Below are 17,526 nucleotides of genomic sequence, written 5' to 3' on the forward strand. Positions count from 1 at the left end.
CAGTCACGCGAGGCGCCGGGGCACCTGTCGGCGTCGACGGAGCCTCCCGGTGACGCGCTACGCCGGGGCGCGTGCTGTGGAGGTAGCGGCATACCCTGCATCCGGTCCGGCTTGCTCCTACGCTGGTAAGCGTGGTCACCGTGGAAGAGCAGGCGATCGACCGGGCCAGGGCCGCCGCGGCCCGGGAGGCGTGGGCTGAGGCCTATCCGTTGCTGCACGCCCTCGACCCCGCCCGGCTCGGCCCCGACGACCAGGCCGCACTCGCGGACGCCGCCTGGTGGACCAGCCGGGTCGAGGAGTCGATCGTCGCCCGGGCCCGGGCGTACACCGGCTACGAGGCTGCCGACCGCCCCCGCGAGGCCGCGATGATGGCCTGGCTGCTCCACTACGAGCACCGGCTCGCCGGCCACACCAGCGCCGCCGCCGGCTGGCTGGCCCGGGCCCGCGACCAGCTGCGCGACCAGCCCGAATGCGAGGAGCAGTGCTATCTCGTCTGGGTCGAGACCGAGGAGGCCCAGGAACGCGGCGCCTTCGCCGAGGCCGCCGAAAAGGCCTCCGAGATGGCCGCGATCGCACGCCGCTGCGGCAACACCGACCTGCTGGCCATGAGTACTCTCGCGCAGAGCGGCGTCCTGCTCGCCGAGGGCCGGGTGGCCGAGGGGCTGGCCCGGCTGGACGACGCCATGTGTGCCGCGACGGCGAGCGAGCTGAGCGCCTTCTTCACCGGCTGGATCTACTGCCTGGGGCTCCAGGCGTGCATGGCCTGCGCGGACCTGCGGCGGGCCGCCGAATGGACCGAGGCCGCGATGGCTTGGTGCGCCTCCATGCCCGAGGCGAACAACTTCCGGGGGCTGTGCCGGGTCCACCGCGCGGAGGTCGCCGAGCTGTCCGGGGATTGGGCCCGCGCCGCCGACGAGGCGGCCGTGACCTGCGCGGAGCTGCTTCCGTACGAGACCCGGATGGCTGCGGACGCGGTCTACGTGACCGCGGGGATCCAGCGCCGGCGCGGCGACCTGGCGGAGGCCGAGGCCTCGTACGCCCGCGCCCACGAGCTGGGCCGCGACCCGCAGCCGGGGCTGTCCCTGCTGCACCTTGCCCAGGGCAAGGCGGCGGCCGCGGCGGCCGGCCTGCGCGGCGCGCTGGCCCGCGAGGACGAGGAGGAGGCCGGCCTGCCGGAGCGCACCCAGCTGCTCGCGGCGCAGGTCGAGGTCGCCCTCGCGCTCGGCGACATGGACCTGGCGAGGGCGGCGGCCGACGAACTGGCGGCGAGCGCCCGCGCCTGGGAGGAGCGGTGCGGATCCGCGCACACGGTCCTGCACGCCAGGGCCGCGGCGGCCCGCGGGGCGGTCTCGTACGCCGCACACGAGGCGGACGCACAGGCGCTGCTGCACCGGGCACTGGCGCTGTGGCTGGAGCTGGGCGTCCCGTACGAGGCCGCGCAGGTGCGGATGATCCTGGCGGCCGCCGCGCGGGCCGGTGGGGACGAGGAAGGCGCCCGGCTGGAGCTCCAGGCCGCCCGCGCGGTCTTCACACGGCTGGGCGCGGAGCCGGACACGCGCCGGGCCGCCGCCCTGCTCGGCGGCGCGTACCGGCGGCTGCCGGGCGGGCTGACCGAGCGGGAGACCCAGGTGCTGCGGCTGGTCGCGGCCGGACGCACCAACCGGTCCATCGCCGCCGAGCTGGTGATCAGCGAGCACACCGTCGCCCGCCACCTCAACAACATCTTCGCGAAGCTCGACGTGTCCTCGCGGGCGGCCGCCACGGCCTACGTGTACACCCACGGCCTGGCCTGATCCCGTACGGCTCTTCCCGTACGGGTCCCCCGCATGGGCTGTTCGGCCCATCCGCGTGCCCGCCGCAATGGGTGGTTCCGGCGATGAGCCGCGCCCGACCGCAGAGCTACAACGGTGGTACGAAGCGCAGAAGAGAGAGGTGGTGGCCGTCATGACCGCCCACCCGACGGCTCCGACCCGGACCCGCACCACGACCCTCACGGACACACTGTCCCGGCAGCTTCGGGACTCCGTCCACGGAGAGGTCATCGAGCCGGGGGACCCGGACTACGAGGACGCCCGCAAGGTCTACAACGCCATGCACGACAGGCGGCCGGCGGCCGTGGTTCGCGCTGCCGACGCGGGCGACATCATCGCCGCCGTGGACTTCGCCCGCGAGCAGGAGCTCACGCTGGCGGTGCGCGGCGGCAGCCACGCCGTCGCCGGCTACGGCACCTGCGACGGCGGGGTGGTGCTCGACCTCGGGCGGATGCGCGGGATCCGCATCGACCCCGAGGCGCGCACCGCCCGCGCCGAGGGAGGCTGCACCTGGGCCGACCTCAACCACGCCGCGCACGCCTTCGGCCTGGCCACCACCGGCGGAGTCATCTCCAGCACCGGCATCGGCGGGCTGACCACGGGCGGCGGCATGGGCTATCTGTCCCGGCGCTGCGGCCTGGCCTGCGACAACCTCATCGCGGCCGACGTGGTCACGGCGGACGGTTCGTTCGTCACGTGCACACAGGAGCGTGACAGTGATCTGCTGTGGGCCGTACGCGGCGGGGGCGGCAACTTCGGTGTGCTCGCCTCGCTCTCCTACCGGCTGCACCCGGTGCCCGACATCCTCGGCGGGCCGACGTTCTATCCCCTCGACCCCGACGTGATGCGCCGGTACCGGGAACTGATCGCCGATTCCCCCGAGGAGTTCGGCGCGCTGCTGGTCGTCGGGCTGGGGCCGCCGGAGCCGTTCCTGCCCGAGCGCTGGCACGGGCGGCCGCTCTGCGGGGTCGTGACCTGCTGGTCCGGTCCCGAGGAGGAGGACGACCGGATCCGCGCCCGGCTGGCCGACCTCGGCTCCGTCCTCGGGCAGTACCTGGGGCGGATGCCCTATCCGGTGGTCAACACGCTCTTCGACGAGCTGCTGCCCGCCGGGCTCTTCCACTACTGGAAGGGCACGTTCAGCCGCGGCCTGCCGGACGCGGCGATCGAGGCGTACGCGTCGTTCGGCGCCGACACGCCCAGTATTGAGGGCGCGACCGTGGTGTTCCCCCTCGACGGCGCCGTGCAACGGGTGGGGCCCGAGGACACCGCGTTCGCCTACAGGGACGTGGACTTCGCCACGGCTCTCAGCGCGACCCTGTCGACCCGCGCCGGGTGCGAGGGGGCGATGGGCTGGGTGCGCGACTTCGCGGCGGCCTTGGCCCCGCACTCCGCGGAGGGGGCGTACGTGAACTTCATGGATGCGGACGAACAGCACCGGGTGCCCGCCAACTACCGGCAGAACCACGACCGGCTCCGGTCCCTGAAGCGCCGCTACGACCCCGGCAACCTGTTCCGCCTGAACCACAACATCACGCCGTGAGGCACGGGGCCGGCGGGGCTACGCGGTGTTCCGGTTCCCGTCGACGAAGGAGATCAGGCGCTCCACGTAGGCCTCGGGATGGCTGATGTGGGGGATGTGACCGGCTCCCCGCGTCCGCGCGGCCGGTGGCGCCACTGCACTCGACGCTGCGCGGGGTGGACGACTCCTTCACGTACACCTTCCCGGCGAACTCCGTGACCTTCCTGCGGATCAAGGAGAGGTAGCCGGGGGTGTGGGGCGGCCGGGCCTGTCCGGCCGCCCCACGAGCCGGGTCAGTGGCCCCTGGTGATCCATTTCTGGAGGTGCAGGGCCTCCGCGCCGATGGTGGTGGGATCGCCGTGGCCGGTACGAACCTCGGTGTCCGGCGGCAGGGTCAGCAGCCGGTCCCTGATCGAGTCGACGATCGTCGGGAAGTGCGAGAAGGAACGGCCCGTCGCGCCAGGGCCGCCCTGGAAGAGGGTGTCCCCGGTGAACACCGTGGACAGCTCCGGCGCGTACAGGCAGACGGCGCCCGGCGCATGGCCGGGGGTGTGCAGGACGGTGAGGGTGACTCCGGCGACCGTGATGCTCTGGCCGTCGGTGAGTTCACCGTCGGGGGCGCGGTCCGGGTGGGTCTGCTTCCACAGCGGGAGGTCGTCGCCGTGCAGCAGGATCGGGGCGCCGGTGGCCGTGGCGAGGGCCGGGGCGGCATCGATGTGGTCGTTGTGGGCGTGCGTGCAGATGATGGCGCGCAGCGTACGGCCGCCGAGTGCGGCCGCGATGGCGTCCGCGTCATGGGCGGCGTCGATGACGACGGCCTCGGTGTCGTCGCCGACGATCCACACGTTGTTGTCGACGTCCCAGGTGCCGCCATCGAGCGAGAAGGTGCCTGAGGTGACCAGGTGGTCGATGCGGGCGCCCATCAGAAGACCACCACCGAGCGCAGGACATCGCCTTCGTGCATACGCTCGAAGGCCTTCTCCACGTCGCCGAGCGCGATGGTCTCGGTGACGAAGGCGCCCAGGTCGATACGGCCCTGCTGGTGCAGGTCGATGAGCATGGGGAAGTCGCGCGACGGCAGACAGTCGCCGTACCAGGAGGACTTGAGCGCGCCGCCGCGGCCGAAGAAGTCGAGGAGCGGGAGCTCCAGCTTCAATTCCGGGGTGGGGACACCGACCAGGACGACCGTGCCGGCCAGGTCGCGGGCGTAGAAGGCCTGCTTGTACGTCTCGGGGTGGCCCACCGCCTCGATGACGACGTCGGCGCCGAAGCCGCCGGTCAGCTCGCGGATGGCCTCGACGGCGTCCGTGGAGCGGGAGTTGACGGTGTGGGTGGCGCCCATGGTGCGGGCGGTCTCCAGCTTGCGGTCGTCGATGTCGACCGCGATGATTTTGGCCGCGCCCGCGAGCTTGGCGCCCACGATCGCCGCGTCGCCGACGCCGCCACAGCCGATGACGGCGACGGAGTCGCCGCGGCCGACCTGGCCGGTGTTGATGGCGGCGCCGATGCCCGCCATGACGCCGCAGCCGAGCAGGCCGGCGACGGCGGGCGACACGGCGGGGTCGACCTTGGTGCACTGTCCTGCCGCGACCAGGGTCTTCTCGGCGAAGGCGCCGATGCCGAGGGCCGGGGACAGCTCGGTGCCGTCGAGGAGGGTCATCTTCTGCTTGGCGTTGTGGGTGTCGAAGCAGTACTGGGGGCGGCCGCGCAGGCAGGCCCGGCACTGGCCGCACACCGCGCGCCAGTTGAGGATGACGAAGTCGCCGGGGGTGACATCGGTGACGCCTTCGCCGACGGACTCGACGATGCCCGCCGCCTCGTGGCCGAGGAGGAAGGGGAAGTCGTCGTTGATCCCGCCCTGCTTGTAGTGCAGGTCGGTGTGACAGACCCCGCACGCCTGGATGCTCACGACGGCCTCGCCGGGTCCCGGGTCCGGGACGAGGATGGTCTCCACCCGTACCGGCTGGTTCTTTCCGGGCGCGATTACCCCTTGGACCTGCTGCGTCATACCTGAACTTCCTTCCTCGCGTGTCGGGTACGCCCCCGTTTTCCGCACCGTACCCGCTGCCCGGCGTCCGCGGAGCGGTGGCCTACAGACCGGCGTCGTAGACCTGCTGTCCGCCCAGATAGGTACGGGCGACGCGGGTCGCGGCGATCTCCTCGGGCGGCGCCGCGTACGGGTCGCGGTCCAGGACCACCAGGTCGGCGAGGGCACCTGCCCGGATGCTGCCGGTGTCGTCGAGGTGGTTCACATGGGCGGAGCCCGCGGTGTACGCGGCGAAGGCGGCGGTCAGGCCGATGCGCTGGTCGGGGAGGAAAGCCGGTCCGGTGTCGCCGGGGCCGACCCGGTTGACCGCGGTGTGGATGCCGTGCAGCGGGTCGGGGCTGCTGACCGGCCAGTCGCTGCCCGCCGCGATGGTGGCGCCGGAGCGCAGCAGCGCCCCGAACGGGTACTGCCACCCTGCCCGTTCCGTACCGAGGAAGGGGATGGTCAGTTCGTCCATCTGCGGTTCGTGCGCGGCCCACAGGGGCTGGATGTTGGCGGTGGCGCCGAGTTCCCGGAAGCGGCCGATGTCGTCGGGGTGGACGACCTGGACATGGGCGAGGTGCGGGCGGGTGTCGCGCCAGCCGTTGGCCCTGCGGGCCGCCTCGACGGCGTCGAGGGCCTCGCGCACCGCGCGGTCGCCCAGCGCGTGGAAGTGGGCCTGGAAGCCGAGGGCGTCCAGCTCGGTGACGTACCGGCGCAGGTCGGCGGGCTCGATGAAGCTGGTGCCGCGGTTGGCGGTGGCGCAGCCGCAGCCGTCCAGGTAGGGGGTGAGGAGTGCGGCGGTGCCCGTCTCCGCGACCCCGTCCACCATCAGCTTGACCGATCCGGCGCGGAATCGGCCGTGGCTCAACTCTGCCCGCCGTGCGACGAGTTCGGGGATCTGTTCGGCGCCGCGCTCGCGGTCCCACCACAGGGCTCCGGCGACGCGGGCGGTGAGCGTGCCGTCGCGGGCCGCGGTCAGGTAGGCGTCGGAGGGGTCCCCCATCGCGCCGAAGGTACCGACGATGGCGTCCTGCCAGGCGGTGATGCCGTACGAGTGGAGCAGCCGTTGGGCGCGCAGCAGGGCGGCGAGCCGCTCGGCCGGGGTGGAGGGCGGGGTGAGGCGGGCGATCAGGTCCATGGCGCCCTCCTGGAGGAGGCCGGTGGGCTCGCCGTCCGCGTCCCGCTCTATGCGGCCGTCGGCGGGGTCGGGGGTGTCGCGGGTGATGCCCGCGAGGCGCAGGGCGAGGCTGTTGGCCCAGGCTCCGTGGTGGTCGCGGTTGGGCAGGTAGACGGGCCGGTCGGGGACGACCGCGTCGAGCAGGTCCTTGGTGGGGCTGCCGCCGGCGAACGCCTCCATGGACCAGCCGCCGCCAGTGATCCACTCCGCTTCGGGGCGGGCCTCGGCGTACGCCCGTACGGCGGCGACGGTTTCGGGGGCGGTCAGGATGCCGGTCAGGTCGCACTGCGCCAGTTCGAGGCCGGCCGACACCGGGTGGACGTGGGCGTCCTGGAAGCCGGGGACGAGCAACTTGCCCGCGAGGTCGACGACTTCGGTCTTCGGGCCGATTAGGTCGCGTACCTCGTCGTGGCCGACGGCGGTGATGCGGTCACCGGTGACGGCGACGGTGGTGGCGCGGCTGCGGGCGGCGTCCAGGGTGAGCACGGGGCCGCCGGTGAGGACCAGGTCGGCAGGGGTGTGGCGCATGGTGCGGGGTTCCTTCGGTGGCAGGAGGGGGCGGGCGATGGGTGTCAGGCGGAGATGAGGGCTTGCTGTGGGTCGGTGGCCCGTCCGGTGACGAAGTACGGGGATTTACGTACCCACTTGGCCCAGGCTGCCGTCAAGAAGCCGCTCAGTAGCATGACCGCGGGGCAGGCGAGCATGAACCAGCCGTTGTCCGGGCTGATTTCGAAGTGGTCGGCGGAGGTGTAGAAGGTCCAGCAGAGATAGCCGCCGAGGCCGAGCAGGACGGCGGCGCTCAGCACCGGCAGGATCACGACGCACGGTGTGGAGCGGAAGCGCACGGCGGCGGCCAGGGCGGTGAGGGCGTAGTAGACGGCGACGACGACGCCGATCGCGTTGACCGAGGCGAGGATCAGGTCGGCGACCTTCGGGATGACCAGCGACAGGACGGCGACGGCCGCCGCTATGCAGCCGATGGCGACGGTCCCGGCCGCCGGGGTTCCGTACCGGGGGCTGATCTTCTTCCAGAGGGGGCCCATCGTACGGTCGCGGCTCATTGCGAACATGCCGCGCACCGTGGGGATCACACCGGCCTGGAGCGAGGCCACGGCGGAGAAGGTGAGGGCGATCAGCGGGAGCGCGGCAAGCGGCTGCTCGGCGAGGCGGTCGCCGAAGAAGGTGAGGCCCTGCGCGCCATTGTTGGCCAACTCCTCCTGGGAGAGCACCCGTTGGAAGGCGAAGGAGCCGAGCATGAAGAGGCCCAGCATGGTGAAGAGCGTGATCAGACCGGCCTTGGAGGCGTCCGCCGGGTCGCGGACCTCCTCGTTGACGCTGAACGCCGACGAGCAGGTACTTCTGCAGATTCGCGGCGGACTTGATGCCGGTGACTGCGGTGAAGGTGACAGCGACCAGGACAAAGATGCCGAGCGCGGTGGACTGCGCCGTGGAGTCGGGGTCGAGGGTGATTCCGGCGGCGCTGTGCAGGCCCGCCTCGCCGGCGAGCTGGAGGAGTGCGGAGCCGGTGACGGTGGTGGTGTAGGCGAGGAAGACGACGGTCGCGACCAGGCCGATCCAGCCGACGAGGAAGCCGAGCCAGGGGCTGAGGGAGCGGCCCACCCAGACGTAGCCGCTGCCCATGTTGGGCTCCGCCTTGTTGAGCCGGGCGTAGGCGCTCGCGATGCCGAGTATGGGCAGGAAAGCGAGCAGCATGATGATCGGCAGATGCAGTCCGACGACGCCCGCGGTGACGCCGAGCCCGATGCCGATGCTGCTGGTGGCCGCGGTGCTCGATGCGGCGATGGCGAAGCTGTCCGCGACGCCGAGGGTCCTGGGCAGGGCGCCCGGCGCCGGTGGGTCGCTGCTGTAAGAGGTCTTCGAGGCCGACATAACTCGCTCCTTCAACTCCTTCGGCGATGGACCGCCCACGACGGCCCCGGTGGCGGCACATCGAACTCCGCGGGCCCTTCACACGTCAACGCTGTTGTCGTAACGTGCGGGCATGAGCGAGCGAGTGGTGTCCGAGGAGGGGCGGCGGCGCAGGCGTCCCACCAAGCACGGGACGGTCCTGTCCGAGGAGCTGATCGTCGGGACCGCGCTGCGGCTGATCCATGAGCACGGCGCGGCGGCTCTCACGGTGCGCAGGCTCGGCTCGGCCCTGGGCGCGGATCCGAGCGCGTTCTACCGCTACTTCCGGGACACCGACGATCTGCTGCTCGCGGTCGCCGACGAGCTGATCGGCCGTACGCTGCGGGGCTGGCGGCCGACCGGTGAGTGGCGGGCCGATCTGCGCGCGCTGGGCCTGCGGATGCACGCGGACTATCAGGCCCATCCGCAGGCGGCGCTGCTGATCTGCGCCCGGGTGACGGGCCGGGCGAACGAGACGCGGTCGGTGGAGACGATCCTGGGCATCCTGCGCGGGGCGGGCTTCCCCGACGCGGAAGCGGTGCGCATCTACCACGTGTTCGTGGACCAGACGCTGTCGTTCGCGGCGCTGGACGCGGCCACCCTGGCGCTGCCGGCGGAGGTGCGGGAGGCGGAGGAGCGGGCCTGGCCGGGGACGTACGCGCGGCTGCCCGCGGACAGTCACCCCCATGTCGCGGCCACCGCTGCGGTGCTGGTGGCGGAGATGCGGCACAGCGCGTATCCGGCGGCGCTGGAGATGATGCTGGCGGCGGCTGCGGCGCGGTTGTGCCGGGTACATGCGGAAGAGGACGGGTGATCTCCGGGCGGGCCGAATCAATCGGCCCGCCCGGAGATCGGCCGGACACCCCCTAGAAGTGCACTGAAAATCTTGTCTTGGGTCTCGGCTGGATCGGGATGGGACATCCCCGGCTGGCCTATGTGGTGGCAGGGGTGAGTGTCCAGGTGCCGCTGGTGCGGGTGAGTCCGAGGTTGATGAGTCGGCGGAGGTTGAGGGCGGCGGCGCGGTTGTGGAGCCAGGTGTCGTTCTTGAGGACGCCTCGGTAGGGGACCCGGCGGTTGCCGCGGGCGACGAGCCAGGCGATGGCGCGTTCGACCGGTGGTCTCCAGCGGCGGTACTCGTCCTGCCATTCCTTGCTGGTGGCGGCCTGGTGTCGGGCGGCTTTGAGGGTGTCGTATTGGGGGTGGACGCTGAAGACGCGTCCGGTCTTGGACGTGGTGCAGCGCTCGCGCAGGGGGCAGTCGCGGCAGAGTTTCTTGAACTGGGCCTGGCGGTTGCCGCCTTTGAGGGGGCGGCCGAGGGTGACGGTGTTGCCCGCCGGGCAGGTGACGGTGCCGGCGGAGGTGTCGACCTGGAAGTCGTCGCCGGTGAAGCCGCCGGGGATGGTCTGCCGCAGCGGTGGGGGCTTGATGACCAGGGTGTGGCTGTCCGCCTGGAGGTTCTCGCGTAACTCGCCGGTGCCGTAGGCGGCGTCGCCCAGCACCGTCAGGTCCTGGTCCTCGTCGGCGAGGAGGTCCTCGGCGACGGCGGCTTCGTGGTTGTCGGCGCCGCTTCCGGCGGTGAGGGTGACCTCGGTGAACAGTCCGGCCTCGGGCTCGAAGGCGGCGTGCGCGCGGAAGCCTTCCTGGTGGCGGCTTCGGTTCTTGTGGATGTGCCGGGAGGTGGGGTCGACGGTGGAGACCACGCGGTCGTGGGCGGTTCCCTTGGTGATCTGCCAGCGGCCGTCCCGGCCGTCGGAGCCCTCGACGGGTTCCACGTCCTGCCCGGCGATCAGGGCCAGCAGGGCGAGGGCTTGGGCCGCGCGCTCGCCGAGTTCCTGCTCGGGGAGCCGGCCGAGCAGGTTCAGGGCGTCGCTGACCAGGGCGTCGACGAGGTCGGCCCGCGCGGCCTCGTCGTTCCATGCGATGCGGGGCTTGCCGGGGTCGGTGTAGTCGTGGGCGGTGCACCACCGCGAGACGACCTCGCCTGCGCCGGGGACCTCGCGGATCACTTGCCGGATCGCGGCGACGAGCTGGGTGACGGTGTCCTGGGTGGCCACCGCGTCGTCCAGCACGGTGGAGTCCAGCGCCCGGCGGTGCTTGCCCTTGAGGACACCGGTCGCGGCCACGACCTCCTTGACCTTGGTGAAGATCCGGTTCGGATCCGCCGAGCGTTGCAGGCGACGACGGAAATAGGTCAGCAAGGAGGGGTCGAAGGCGGTGTCGTGCAGTCCAAGACCGCAGGCCGCCTTCCACCGCAGGTCGCACCGCAACTCCTGGACGGCATCGAAGTCCGAGACCCCGTACAGGCTTTGCAGTACCACTGCGGCGGACAGCACCTGCGGCGGCATACTCGGCCGGCCGTTGGCCGAGGGGTACATGTCCGCGAACATCGACCTGGGGAACAGCGTCTCGCGGTGCTCGGCCAAGAACGCGAACACGCTCCCGGCCGGGATCAGCTCCCGGCAGGTCTCCCACACATCCGCCCCGACCGGCTCCCCGGCCCAGTCCCCCTGCATGAAAACGATTCTGGCCCCATCCCACCCAGGACGGGTCCAGAACCCAACATTTTCAGTGCACTTCTAGAACCTCTCGCGCTCCGCGGCCATCACGGCGACCCGCTTGCGGACCAGGAACCAGCCGCCGACCAGCGCCGCCGCGATCAGCGGCAGACACATCACGGTCGTGCGGCCGACGCCGCCGCCCCACCACATCAGGACCACGACTGTGGCGAGGAAGGCCAGCGTGACGAGTTGGGTGTACGGGGCCCAGGGCAGCCGGTAGGAGGGCCGGGTGACCTTGCCCTCCTGGGCCCGGTGCCAGAACAGCAGCGAGCAGAGCATGATCATGCCCCAGGTGCCGAGGATGCCGATCGAGGCGAAGTTGAGGACGATCTCGAAGGCCTCGCCGGGCATCACGAAGTTCAGGGCGACGCCGAGGACACCGAAGCCGGCGGTCAGCAGGATGCCGCCGTAGGGCACCTGGCCCTTGTTCATGCGGCCGGTGAAGCGGGGCGCGGAGCCCGACAGTGCCATGGAGCGCAGGATGCGGCCGGTCGAGTACAGGCCGGAGTTGAGGCTGGAGAGCGCCGCCGTCAGGACCACGAGGTTCATCACGTCCGCGGCGCCCGCGACGCCGAGCTTGTTCATCACGGTGACGAAGGGGCTCTCGCCGTCGGAGTACGCCGTGTACGGGAGCAGCAGCGCGAGCAGGACGACCGAGCCGACGTAGAAGATGCCGACGCGCCACATGATCGAGTTGATCGCCTTCGGCATGATCTTCTCGGGGTTCTCGGTCTCTCCGGCGGCGACGCCGCACAGCTCGACCGAGGCGTACGCGAAGACGACACCCTGGATCACCAGGAGCATCGGCAGCATGCCGACCGGGAAGAGGCCGCCGCTGTCGCTGATGGTGGAGAAGCCCGGGGTGTGGCCGTCGATCTGATGCTGGGTGACCACCAGGTAGATGCCGACCAGCATGAAGGCGACCAGCGCCGCGACCTTGACGATCGCGAACCAGAACTCCATCTCACCGAAGTACTTCACCGAGATCAGGTTCGCGGTGAGGACGACGGAGAGGGCGATGAGGGCGAGCACCCACTGGGGTACGTCGCTGAACATGGCCCAGAAGTGGGCGTAGGTGGCGGCCGCCGTGATGTCGGCCACCGCGGTGGTGGACCAGTTGAGGAAGTAGAGCCAGCCGGCCGCGAAGGCGCCCTTCTCGCCCATGAACTCACGGGCGTACGAGACGAAGGCGCCCGAGGAGGGGCGGTAGAGGACCAGCTCGCCCAGTGCGCGGACGACGAAGAAGGCGAAGACTCCGCAGACGGCGTACGCGATGGCGAGCGAGGGGCCCGCGCCGGCCATCCGGCCGCCGGCGCCGAGGAAGAGGCCGGTGCCTATCGCACCGCCGATCGCGATCATGCTGATGTGACGGGGCTTGAGGTCCTTGCTGTAACCCGCGTCACCGGCATCGACATGCGGTGACGTCTGCATGTGGGGGTCGGTGCCGGTGCCGGGGTCGGCCGCAGAGAGGGTGCGGTCACTCATGTATTACTTCGCCTTCATTGGGGGGGAGTGTGCGGTACCGGGCCGCACGATCGCGTTGAGAGTGATCTCGACGTGTTCGAGGTGGGCGGCCATGGCCTGCACGGCCGCCCCCTCGGAGCCGTCGAGAATCGCCTCGACGAGGGCCCGGTGCTCAAGGTCCGACTGGCGTCGCCGGTCCCCGAGTTGGTTCAGGAAGGTGGACTGCCGGGCGAGTGCGTCCCTGATCTCTTCGATGATCTTGCGGAAGACAGGGTTGCCCGACGCCTGGGCGACCGATATGTGGAAGAGCGTGTCCAGCGCCACCCAGGCGGTGGGGTCGGGCTCCTGCTCCATCTTCGCGATCAGGTGCGTCAGCAGGTCGATGTCGTCCTGCGTACGGCGGGAAGCAGCGTAACCCGCGACGGGGATCTCGACGTGCCGCCGGACTTCCAGCAGGTCACGGGCCGAGTACGAGCCGAAGATCGGGTTCTGGTCGGGCCCGCTGGCGGCGACGTAGGTCCCCTTGCCGGCTCGTGAAATGGTGAGGCCGAGCGCCTGGAGGGTGCGCAGCGCCTCGCGCACGACGGAGCGGCTCACCTCGAAGTGCTTGCCGAGCTCGGCCTCCGTGGGGAGCTTCTCCCCCACAGTGAGCTCGCCGCGCTCTATCGCGTCCCTGAGGTGCGCGAGGACGGCGTCCATGGCGCTGATACGCCGGGGAACGCCGCCACTTGTCCGGCTGTCTGACAAGACCATGCGGTGAATGCTCGGAGGTGAGACACCTAAGCGTCAAGAGTGATCGAAGAGTTGATTTAAAATCAAGGAAAGGATAATGGACCGGACATAATCGGTCATGCCAGCGCTCCGTGCAAGGTTCGACAAGGGGCTCCCTCAGGGCGCGAGGACGTCGAGCTCCTGGAGGGCGCCGACGGCGATTTCGCGGGTCAGCTCCTCCGCCCGCACGGCGTCGCCCTCCCGTACCGCCGCCGCGACCTGGACGTGCAGCGTGACCGCCGCGGGGTCGGGGTCCTCGAACATCACCTGGTGCCTGGTGCGCCCGCTCAGCACCTCCGCGACCACGTCGCCGAGCCGGGCGAACATCTCATTGCCCGAGGCGCGCAGCACCACCCGGTGGAACGCGATGTCGTGCACGAGGTACGCGTCGAGCTGCCTGCCGCGCGAGGTCGCGACCATGCCCAGCGCGTGCTCAGTCAGCGTCGCGCACTGCTCGGGGGTGGCGTGGCGGGCGGCGAGCCCGGCCGCGACAGGCTCCACGGCGGAGCGCAGCACGGTTAGCGAGCGCAGCTGGCGCGGCCGGTCCGCGCCGGCCAGCCGCCACCGGATGACCTGCGGATCGTAGACATTCCATTCCTCGGTGGGGCGTACGGTCACGCCGACCCGGCGCCGGGACTCCACCAGGCGCATCGACTCCAGGACCCGCACCGCCTCGCGGATGACGGTGCGCGAGACATCGAAGCGCTGAGCCAGCTCGTCCGTGCGCAACACACTGCCGGGCGGGTACTCACCGGCTGTGATCGCAGGGCCGAGGCTGTCGAGCAGCTGCGCGTGCAGTCCCCGGGCCTGATTGGTCATGGAGTCAGCCTACGGGGCACCCTCCGGGAATAATAAGTACGACGTTTATGTCACAGGCTCTTGAATACGTCATACCTAATGGGTTTCAGTGGCGTGAAGGACCGATGTCGATGAAGACAGCGAGGCATCCATTCATGAACAGCCCCCATGTCGTCGTGGTGATGGGCGTCGCAGGGACCGGCAAGACCACCATCGGTCCCCTGCTCGCCGCCCGGCTCGGCGTTCCGTACGCCGAGGGCGACGATTTCCACCCGCCGGCGAACATCGCGAAAATGTCGGCCGGCACACCGCTGGACGACGAGGACCGGTGGCCCTGGCTCGACGCGATCGGGCAGTGGGCGCACGGCCGGGCGGGGCTCGGCGGGGTGGTGAGCAGTTCCGCGCTCAAGCGTTCCTACCGCGACCGGCTGCGCGCCGCCGCCCCCGACGCCGTGTTCCTGCACCTCACCGGGGACCGCGAGCTGATCGAGGAGCGGATGCGGGAGCGCAAGGGCCACTTCATGCCCACCGCGCTCCTCGATTCGCAGTACGCCACCCTCCAGCCGCTGCAGGGCGACGAGAGGGGCGTGGACGTCGACGTCTCCGGCACCCCCGAAGCCATCACCGAGCGAGCCGTCGCGGCCCTGCGACGGCTCGACAACTGAGCCTCAGCCAAGCCCTCCAAGCCTTCAGAGCCTTCAGAGCCTTCAGAGCCTTCAGGAAGAAGTAAACCGTGACCAGTCTCAGCGTCGAGACGCTGGCAGCGGACGCCGTCGAGCCGATCACCTCGGCGGGCAACGCCCAGTTGGGGATCGCAGTGCTCGCGGGCATTGCCGTCATCGTCCTGCTCATCACCAAGTTCAAGCTCCATGCCTTCCTGGCCCTGACCATCGGGTCACTGCTGCTCGGCGCGTTCGCGGGCGCCCCGCTCGACAAGGCGATCACCAGCTTCACCGCCGGGCTCGGCAGTACGGTCGCGGGTGTCGGGGTGCTGATCGCGCTCGGCGCCATCCTCGGCAAGCTGCTCGCCGACTCCGGCGGCGCGGACCAGATCGTCGACACGATCCTCGCGAAGGCGAGCGGCCGGGCGATGCCGTGGGCGATGGTGCTGATCGCCAGCATCATCGGGCTGCCGCTCTTCTTCGAGGTCGGCATCGTGCTGCTGATCCCGGTGGTGCTGCTTGTCGCCAAGCGCGGCAATTACTCGCTCATGCGCATCGGGATCCCGGCGCTCGCCGGTCTGTCCGTGATGCACGGGCTGATTCCGCCGCACCCGGGGCCGCTGGTGGCGATCGACGCGATCGGCGCGAACCTGGGCGTGACGCTGGCACTCGGCGTGGCGGTGGCGATCCCGACCGTGATCATCGCGGGGCCTGTGTTCTCGAAGTACGCCGCCCGCTGGGTGGACATACCGGCGCCCGAGCGCATGATCCCGCAGCGCCCTTCGGAGGACCTGGAGCGTCGTCCCAGCTTTGTCGCCACCGTCTCAACCGTGCTGCTGCCGGTCGTGCTGATGCTGGCCAAGGCCCTGGTGGACATCGTCGTGGACGATCCGGAGCACCCCGTCCAGCGGGTCACCGACGTCATCGGCTCCCCGCTGATCGCCCTGCTCGCCGCCGTGCTCGTGGGTATGTTCACGCTGGGCCGCGCTGCGGGCTTCACCAAGGACCGCCTCGCTTCGACCGTCGAGAAGTCGCTCGCCCCGATCGCGGGCGTGCTGATGATCGTCGGCGCGGGCGGCGGCTTCAAGCAGACGCTCATCGATGTGGGCGTGGGCCAGATGATCCTGGACTTCTCCAAGAGCTGGGCGATCCCCACCCTGCTGCTCGCCTGGCTGATCGCCGTCGCGATCCGGCTCGCGACGGGCTCGGCGACCGTGGCGACGATCTCCGCGGCCGGTCTGGTGACGCCGCTCGCCGCCGACATGTCGACGTCGCACGCGGCGCTCCTGGTGCTGGCGGTCGGCGCGGGCTCGCTCTTCTTCAGCCATGTCAACGACGCCGGATTCTGGCTGGTGAAGGAGTACTTCGGGATGAGCGTCGGTCAGACGATCAAGACCTGGTCGGTGATGGAGACGATCATCTCGGTGGTCTCACTGATCTTCATCCTGCTGCTCTCGCTCGTTCTGTAGCTCCTTGGCCCACAAGGGGTGTTCCTCCTGGGCCCATCTGCGGTCGACGGTCCCGGTGCGCATTCCGCGCCGGGACTCCGGCCGCATCAGGGCCATCCCCACGTGTCCGGCGATCACCAGTCCCATGGCCAGCGCCAGCCAGTCGTGCACAAACGTCGCACTGGTACGCACCAGCAGCGGCGCCAGGTCGGTGAACCACATCAGCAGCCCGGTGCCGAGCATCACCAGCACCGCGCCCGCGACCCAGCCCGCGTAGAGCTTCTGCCCCGCGTTGAACTTCCCCGCGGGGCGCGACGCCCGGCGGTGGTCGCGGCGCAGCGCGGCCCGCAGCCAGCGCCGGTCGTGCGGGCCGAAACGGTTGAGCCTGCGCAGGTCGGAGCGGAAAGGACGGGAGACCAGGCCGAGCAGGAACGGGGCGGGAATCAGCAGCCCCGACCACTCGTGCACGGTCACCACCAGGTGCCTGCGGCCGACGAGTTCGGCGAGCGCGGGCACGTACAGAAAAGCCGCTGTCGCGATGCACAGCAGGGTCAGGCCCGCGGTGGCGCGGTGCACCCAGCGCTCGGAGCGGCTGAACCGGCGCAGTCTTGCGGGGAGTTCAGACCGTAGGAGCATCGTCGCGTCCGTTCGACCGGCCGACCCATGCGTCGACGTCATAGCCGAGCTCCTCCCAGTATCCGGGGCGCACCTTGTCGGTGACGGTGATGCCGGAGAGCCATTTCGCCGATTTGTAGAAGTACATGGGCGCGACGTACAGCCGCACCGGGCCGCCGTGGGTGTGGCTGACCGGCTTGTCCTGCATGCGCAGGGCCACCAGCACGTCCTTGCGGCCGGCCTGCTGGAGCGTGAGGCTTTCGCTGTACGTGCCGTCGAAGCAGGTGAAGCGGATCGCCCTGCCCTCGGGGCGCACCCCGGCGGCGGCCAGCAGCCGCGAAAGCTGTACGCCCTCGAAGGGGGTGTCGGGGACCCGCCAGCCGGTCACGCACTGGACGTCACGAACGATCCGCGTCTGCTCCATCGCGCGCAGGTCGTCGAGGGTGTAGGTGACGGGCCGCTCCACCAGGCCGTCGATCTTGAGCCGGTAGTTGTTCGGGCCCTTGCGGGGCACGGAGGTGGCCACCGAGTAGTAGCGGAAACCGCCGCCGTTGGGCAGCAGGCGGGTGAGGCCGGTGGGGTCCTTGTCTGCGGCCGAGCCGAGGAAGGATTCCAGACCGCTCTGGAGGTACGGCGCCGCTGCCACACCCGCGGCGCCGAGGCCGAGCATGCCGAGGACGACGCGGCGGCCTACCGGCGCGCCACCTTCGTCCGCTGGTTGATGAGTCACAAGACGATTCGAGCACCCGCGGCCGCCGATGGC

General features: G+C 70.7%; 14 protein-coding genes and 1 pseudogene. 5 read left to right on the forward strand and 10 right to left on the reverse strand.

Annotated elements, in window-relative coordinates; all coding sequences use genetic code 11:
* The first annotated feature begins 131 nt into the window (after nucleotides 1–131).
* Nucleotides 132–1,793: a LuxR C-terminal-related transcriptional regulator gene (locus ABCR94_RS21135; protein WP_347121168.1), complete on the forward strand. Its 1,662-nt coding sequence runs from the start codon at nucleotides 132–134 to the stop codon at nucleotides 1,791–1,793.
* A gap of 151 nt (nucleotides 1,794–1,944) precedes the next feature.
* Nucleotides 1,945–3,354: an FAD-binding oxidoreductase gene (locus tag ABCR94_RS21140; protein WP_347121169.1), complete on the forward strand. Its 1,410-nt coding sequence runs from the start codon at nucleotides 1,945–1,947 to the stop codon at nucleotides 3,352–3,354.
* Nucleotides 3,355–3,626: 272 nt separating this feature from the next.
* Here ABCR94_RS21140 and ABCR94_RS21145 read toward each other — a convergent pair whose 3' ends face one another.
* The 4 genes and pseudogenes from ABCR94_RS21145 to ABCR94_RS21160 all read right to left on the reverse strand — a co-directional run bounded on the left by ABCR94_RS21145 (nucleotide 3,627) and on the right by ABCR94_RS21160 (nucleotide 8,429).
* The gene (locus ABCR94_RS21145; RefSeq protein ID WP_347121171.1) at nucleotides 3,627–4,256 is read right to left on the reverse strand and encodes an MBL fold metallo-hydrolase; all 630 of its coding nucleotides are present in this window, start codon (nucleotides 4,254–4,256) and stop codon (nucleotides 3,627–3,629) included.
* Nucleotides 4,256–5,341: an S-(hydroxymethyl)mycothiol dehydrogenase gene (locus tag ABCR94_RS21150; protein WP_347121173.1), complete on the reverse strand. Its 1,086-nt coding sequence runs from the start codon at nucleotides 5,339–5,341 to the stop codon at nucleotides 4,256–4,258. Before ABCR94_RS21150 ends, ABCR94_RS21145 begins: the two co-directional genes overlap by 1 nt.
* 82 nt (nucleotides 5,342–5,423) lie before the next feature.
* Nucleotides 5,424–7,067 (reverse strand): amidohydrolase, encoded by a 1,644-nt coding sequence (locus ABCR94_RS21155; RefSeq protein WP_347121174.1) that lies wholly within the window; start codon nucleotides 7,065–7,067, stop codon nucleotides 5,424–5,426.
* Nucleotides 7,068–7,111: 44 nt separating this feature from the next.
* Nucleotides 7,112–8,429 (reverse strand): annotated as a pseudogene (locus tag ABCR94_RS21160) (APC family permease).
* A gap of 112 nt (nucleotides 8,430–8,541) precedes the next feature.
* Between ABCR94_RS21160 and ABCR94_RS21165 the strand changes: the two are divergent.
* Entirely contained in the window at nucleotides 8,542–9,261 is a 720-nt protein-coding gene (locus ABCR94_RS21165; RefSeq protein ID WP_347121175.1) for a TetR/AcrR family transcriptional regulator, read from the forward strand.
* A 118-nt stretch (nucleotides 9,262–9,379) separates the two neighbouring features.
* On the opposite strand, the gene ABCR94_RS21170 is transcribed toward ABCR94_RS21165, so the two are convergent.
* The 4 genes from ABCR94_RS21170 to ABCR94_RS21185 all read right to left on the reverse strand — a co-directional run bounded on the left by ABCR94_RS21170 (nucleotide 9,380) and on the right by ABCR94_RS21185 (nucleotide 14,059).
* Complete coding sequence (locus ABCR94_RS21170) at nucleotides 9,380–10,960, reverse strand: IS1182 family transposase (protein ID WP_347119510.1); 1,581 nt, start codon at nucleotides 10,958–10,960, stop codon at nucleotides 9,380–9,382.
* 63 nt (nucleotides 10,961–11,023) lie between these two features.
* Nucleotides 11,024–12,490 (reverse strand): amino acid permease, encoded by a 1,467-nt coding sequence (locus tag ABCR94_RS21175; protein ID WP_347121177.1) that lies wholly within the window; start codon nucleotides 12,488–12,490, stop codon nucleotides 11,024–11,026.
* Between the two features lie 3 nt (nucleotides 12,491–12,493).
* Complete coding sequence (locus tag ABCR94_RS21180) at nucleotides 12,494–13,222, reverse strand: FadR/GntR family transcriptional regulator (protein ID WP_347121178.1); 729 nt, start codon at nucleotides 13,220–13,222, stop codon at nucleotides 12,494–12,496.
* Nucleotides 13,223–13,357: 135 nt separating this feature from the next.
* A complete protein-coding gene (locus ABCR94_RS21185; RefSeq protein WP_347121180.1) occupies nucleotides 13,358–14,059 on the reverse strand; it encodes a FadR/GntR family transcriptional regulator in 702 nt (233 codons plus the stop codon).
* Nucleotides 14,060–14,193: 134 nt separating this feature from the next.
* Between ABCR94_RS21185 and ABCR94_RS21190 the strand changes: the two genes are divergently transcribed.
* A complete protein-coding gene (locus ABCR94_RS21190; RefSeq protein ID WP_347121182.1) occupies nucleotides 14,194–14,703 on the forward strand; it encodes a gluconokinase in 510 nt (169 codons plus the stop codon).
* A gap of 68 nt (nucleotides 14,704–14,771) precedes the next feature.
* Nucleotides 14,772–16,169 carry a GntT/GntP/DsdX family permease gene (locus ABCR94_RS21195; RefSeq protein ID WP_347121185.1) on the forward strand — a complete coding sequence of 466 codons (1,398 nt, stop codon included), beginning with the start codon at nucleotides 14,772–14,774 and terminating at the stop codon, nucleotides 16,167–16,169.
* On the opposite strand, the gene ABCR94_RS21200 is transcribed toward ABCR94_RS21195, so the two are convergent.
* Nucleotides 16,131–16,784 (reverse strand): cytochrome b/b6 domain-containing protein, encoded by a 654-nt coding sequence (locus tag ABCR94_RS21200; protein WP_347121186.1) that lies wholly within the window; start codon nucleotides 16,782–16,784, stop codon nucleotides 16,131–16,133. The two genes, ABCR94_RS21195 and ABCR94_RS21200, sit on opposite strands and share 39 nt — an antisense overlap.
* The gene (locus ABCR94_RS21205) at nucleotides 16,768–17,433 is read right to left on the reverse strand and encodes a molybdopterin-dependent oxidoreductase (protein ID WP_347121396.1); all 666 of its coding nucleotides are present in this window, start codon (nucleotides 17,431–17,433) and stop codon (nucleotides 16,768–16,770) included. The genes ABCR94_RS21200 and ABCR94_RS21205 overlap by 17 nt, the downstream gene beginning before the upstream one ends.
* Nucleotides 17,434–17,526: the final 93 nt, after the last annotated feature.

Source organism: Streptomyces changchenzhani, assembly GCF_039766235.1.
In the GTDB taxonomy this organism is placed as follows: domain Bacteria; phylum Actinomycetota; class Actinomycetes; order Streptomycetales; family Streptomycetaceae; genus Streptomyces.

Excerpts from the sequence above, each read along its gene's own strand:
- ABCR94_RS21180 (WP_347121178.1), bottom strand. The coding sequence starts at position 13,222 with ATGGTCTTGTCAGACAGCCGGACAAGTGGCGGCGTTCCCCGGCGTATC.
- ABCR94_RS21150 (WP_347121173.1), bottom strand. The coding sequence starts at position 5,341 with ATGACGCAGCAGGTCCAAGGGGTAATCGCGCCCGGAAAGAACCAGCCG.
- ABCR94_RS21205 (WP_347121396.1), bottom strand. The coding sequence starts at position 17,433 with ATGCTCGGCCTCGGCGCCGCGGGTGTGGCAGCGGCGCCGTACCTCCAG.
- ABCR94_RS21185 (WP_347121180.1), bottom strand. The coding sequence starts at position 14,059 with ATGACCAATCAGGCCCGGGGACTGCACGCGCAGCTGCTCGACAGCCTC.
- ABCR94_RS21200 (WP_347121186.1), bottom strand. The coding sequence starts at position 16,784 with ATGCTCCTACGGTCTGAACTCCCCGCAAGACTGCGCCGGTTCAGCCGC.
- ABCR94_RS21165 (WP_347121175.1), top strand. The coding sequence starts at position 8,542 with ATGAGCGAGCGAGTGGTGTCCGAGGAGGGGCGGCGGCGCAGGCGTCCC.
- ABCR94_RS21140 (WP_347121169.1), top strand. The coding sequence starts at position 1,945 with ATGACCGCCCACCCGACGGCTCCGACCCGGACCCGCACCACGACCCTC.
- ABCR94_RS21175 (WP_347121177.1), bottom strand. The coding sequence starts at position 12,490 with ATGAGTGACCGCACCCTCTCTGCGGCCGACCCCGGCACCGGCACCGAC.
- ABCR94_RS21155 (WP_347121174.1), bottom strand. The coding sequence starts at position 7,067 with ATGCGCCACACCCCTGCCGACCTGGTCCTCACCGGCGGCCCCGTGCTC.
- ABCR94_RS21190 (WP_347121182.1), top strand. The coding sequence starts at position 14,194 with ATGAACAGCCCCCATGTCGTCGTGGTGATGGGCGTCGCAGGGACCGGC.
- ABCR94_RS21145 (WP_347121171.1), bottom strand. The coding sequence starts at position 4,256 with ATGGGCGCCCGCATCGACCACCTGGTCACCTCAGGCACCTTCTCGCTC.
- ABCR94_RS21170 (WP_347119510.1), bottom strand. The coding sequence starts at position 10,960 with ATGCAGGGGGACTGGGCCGGGGAGCCGGTCGGGGCGGATGTGTGGGAG.